Below are 3,081 nucleotides of genomic sequence, written 5' to 3' on the forward strand. Positions count from 1 at the left end.
CCTTGCAAATAGGCAAGCGGATGTTGCACTGCGCCCGGCGCGGCCGACAGATAGCAATTTATTTGGCCGAAAGTTGAGTGACATACGCTGGGCCGTGTATGGCGATGCGCAGGGACGTGCCCGCTTTGCAACCTCATCAGACTTTAGCGGCGAACGTTTTATAGGGTTCAGTGGCAACCCACTCGCGGAACGCATGAGTGCAATACACCGCGCAGAATTTCCAGACGGAACTGTTTCGACAACTACGAACAGCTTGATCTTGACCGCCGCCAGCGCTCAGCAAGGGAGGGGCTTGGCGATTCTACCTATGATATTGGGGGAACAATGGCCCGGTCTGTTTCGTTTGTCTGAACCAATCGAGAAGGGAGTAGGAGAACTTTGGATTGTTTGCCACGAAGGCATGAGAAACAATTCACGTGTGAGGATAGCGTTTGACGCATTGATCGCGGGGGTAGAGCAAGATCGCACGTTATTTGTGGGAGACGCTGACCAATTGAAACCGCACGATTAAATCCCAGCCTTCGGCTGTATAGGTGAATGACCTATTTACCGATGTCTGACTTCTCTCTTCATGTCATAGTTAGGCCACCTGATTCATCACAATGAACGCGGGTCGGCTTGTCAAATTTTAGAAAAACACATCGGCGAACAAAGATATTGATTGCTGGGCGGATCGGTCGAAACGTTCCGCCCAAATATCTGTACAAGGCGTTTCTACGCAACGGTAGAGTGCGGCGCACCGGTGCCTGTATTGAGATATGCCGCAAAGCTGTTTGCGAAAAAATAGCCCCACCCTTCGTTGCAAATATCATAGCAGTGAAGCTTGGGCGTTAATCCCTGATGTTCGAATTCCACTTTCGAGCGCCCCCCATAGCCAGCAATTTGCCAACGAAGCCTTGTTCCCAACCATTCCTTTTCAATTTCAGCAGGTTGTCCTGCGACAACGTGATGTGCATCAATGCATTTCAGTTCAACAATCTCCCCCGGAGACAGGGCCGTGGCTTCAAAAGTCCAATGACCATTATTCGGTGGAAAATCGACTTTTAATTTGTCACCTACCGAGATCAAAGACCCTTCCGTTTGCGTTGTCCACCAACGGTTCATCTCGGTCGTCAGAGCTCTGTAAACCTGATCGGGGGTGGCCCGCACATCGATTGTCTTTTCGTAATTTGCGACTTCTACCTCTGTGTCCATCATTCGATATCCTTCCAGTGTTGTGGCTGAGTTTGTTCGTACCCCGGCATTGCTTCAATGCGTGCGACCCAAGCGCCAAGATGGGGAAACTGTTCCTAGAAATTCAGCAGCCCAAGGTTTTCAATGATCTCAGCTCTTGTGTCGCTCGCCCGTTGAAGAAGGCGGACTTCGGGAAAAGCAACTGCATCAGCCGCGCTTGGACTGTCCCCAGAAAGAAACGATCTAGTACCTAGAGCCGTTTCTAGGCCGGCCAATTCGACCTTGGCGTTATAGGCTGACGTTAAAAGTTCCGGGCTGGCTGATGTCGCGTTTTGAAAGAAGATTGGCGTGAGTACGCGATCAATTGCGGCGCGCAAATAATCTGCGCATTCTGTCGTTTGTTGCCACACGAAGGCCGTTTGATCCGATATTTTACCGAATATGGGCGGATCAGGATAAGAACAGTCAAGCCAAGCCAACGCTGCGAGGGAATCGCGAATTGTCACCGAACCATCCACCAATACAGGAACGGTGCCGCGCGGATTGAGTGATAGGAACTCTTTCGTTTGATGCTCGCCTTCAGAGGCCTTCAGGGTGATTGTTTCAAATGGCAGTCCTTTGAAACATCGCCCTAGCAAGACCCGCCAGGGCGGGGGTGCACCGCTGATGGTGTAGACTGTGATCATATTTCATGTCCCTTGCGTTTGGGGGGAAATTAGCGTTCACAGTTTAAAATCAAAAGCAGGCATCTTTTTCGTAAGTAGTATGTGTTTTGGTACTAATGCTGTAACTCAAGGAGATTTATGTATGAAAGATATCAATAAAACAGAAAAAACCGACGTTCTTCCTTGCCCTGCGCCGCTTGTGTTCAACATGATCGGCGGCAAATGGAAGCTCACGATTCTTCAAATTTTGATTTTTCGCGGGACTAAGCGATTTGGGGAACTTCGACGGGAAATCGACGGTGTGACTCAGACAATGCTGACAAACCAGCTCAGAGCGCTAGAAGGCGATGGCCTCGTCGAACGCAAAGCATATCCAGAGGTTCCGCCGCGGGTCGAATATTCGGCAACACCTGACGCGATGGCCTTGCAGCCAATGTTTCGCGAGATGCATGCATGGTGGATTGAACGAGACGGAACGTCTAATTCTTAGATCCACTGACCGAGATGTTACTGAGATTTGCCTGCTACCAAAATTTCTTGCTGGGCTTCAGTATCAGACACCGAACGAGCCAGTATCAGCGTTCCAATCATTTGAGCCATGTTCTGAATGGCCTTTTTTCGAGAGTCAGCGCCTATATTGTCGGCTTTTGCGAGTTGCTCGATCTGGCGTTCTACAGCTTCATTAAAGACACCGTGTAGCGCGGGGCGTTCGCGGGTGACTTCGGCAGCCAGCGCGGCGTAGGTGCACCCTTGTTCGATGGCTTTCAGGTGCTGCGGCGAAAGATACCAGTTTTTCAATGCAGAAATGGGATCATCACTCCCCTCCATCACCGTGGCCCAACTTTCAAAATTTTCCTGCAATGCTAGTTCAGTCGCCTCTGCCTCAAGTGCGTGTTTGTCTTTGAACTGTTTATAAAACCCACCTTGAGTCATTCCTGCAGCTTTCATCAAGCCAGCGATCCCAATGCCGTCATAGCCATGCTTTCGAAACTTCTGGCTGGCGGTACGCACGACATTTTTGCGATTCTTCTCGGCGGTTTCTCGGCTGACTCTCATGTATTTTCCAATTTTAAAGCAACGCGGGAACTGTACGCATTCCCACACTAAGATATTGAAGGAACTTAGAGTTTGAACGGTTAGATTTCAATCACACTCTAATATTGACGACATTAAATTACGAACATAATCTATAAGGAGCCGCCGGTAGGTGACCATATTCAACCTTGATCCAATAAAGAGAACT

5 protein-coding genes are annotated in these 3,081 nt (G+C 49.5%); 2 read left to right on the top strand and 3 right to left on the bottom strand.

What is annotated here, in order from left to right; all coding sequences use genetic code 11:
• Nucleotides 1-511, top strand: a 511-nt coding sequence (locus tag ABJQ89_RS14140; RefSeq protein ID WP_348496832.1) for a LysR substrate-binding domain-containing protein, incomplete at its 5' end; no start/stop codon positions are given.
• Between the two features lie 203 nt (nt 512-714).
• Here the strand turns inward: ABJQ89_RS14140 and ABJQ89_RS14145 are convergent.
• Nucleotides 715-1,197, bottom strand: a complete 483-nt coding sequence (locus tag ABJQ89_RS14145; RefSeq protein WP_348496833.1) for an SRPBCC domain-containing protein — start codon at nt 1,195-1,197, stop codon at nt 715-717.
• A 92-nt stretch (nt 1,198-1,289) separates the two neighbouring features.
• Nucleotides 1,290-1,859 carry a glutathione S-transferase family protein gene (locus tag ABJQ89_RS14150; protein ID WP_348496834.1) on the bottom strand — a complete coding sequence of 190 codons (570 nt, stop codon included), beginning with the start codon at nt 1,857-1,859 and terminating at the stop codon, nt 1,290-1,292.
• 121 nt (nt 1,860-1,980) lie between these two features.
• Here ABJQ89_RS14150 and ABJQ89_RS14155 point away from each other — a divergent pair, with 121 nt between their 5' ends.
• Nucleotides 1,981-2,328 (top strand): helix-turn-helix domain-containing protein, encoded by a 348-nt coding sequence (locus ABJQ89_RS14155; RefSeq protein ID WP_348496835.1) that lies wholly within the window; start codon nt 1,981-1,983, stop codon nt 2,326-2,328.
• 17 nt (nt 2,329-2,345) lie between these two features.
• Here the strand turns inward: ABJQ89_RS14155 and ABJQ89_RS14160 are convergent, their stop codons facing one another.
• Nucleotides 2,346-2,894, bottom strand: a complete 549-nt coding sequence (locus tag ABJQ89_RS14160) for a TetR/AcrR family transcriptional regulator (RefSeq protein ID WP_348496836.1) — start codon at nt 2,892-2,894, stop codon at nt 2,346-2,348.
• Nucleotides 2,895-3,081 lie beyond the last annotated feature (187 nt).

The organism is Planktotalea sp. (genome assembly GCF_039984035.1).
Taxonomy (GTDB): domain Bacteria; phylum Pseudomonadota; class Alphaproteobacteria; order Rhodobacterales; family Rhodobacteraceae; genus Planktotalea.

Bases quoted from the DNA above. Each gene is read 5' to 3' on its own strand.
- ABJQ89_RS14155 (WP_348496835.1), top strand. From the start codon at position 1,981: ATGAAAGATATCAATAAAACAGAAAAAACCGACGTTCTTCCTTGCCCT.
- ABJQ89_RS14160 (WP_348496836.1), bottom strand. From the start codon at position 2,894: ATGAGAGTCAGCCGAGAAACCGCCGAGAAGAATCGCAAAAATGTCGTG.
- ABJQ89_RS14150 (WP_348496834.1), bottom strand. From the start codon at position 1,859: ATGATCACAGTCTACACCATCAGCGGTGCACCCCCGCCCTGGCGGGTC.
- ABJQ89_RS14145 (WP_348496833.1), bottom strand. From the start codon at position 1,197: ATGATGGACACAGAGGTAGAAGTCGCAAATTACGAAAAGACAATCGAT.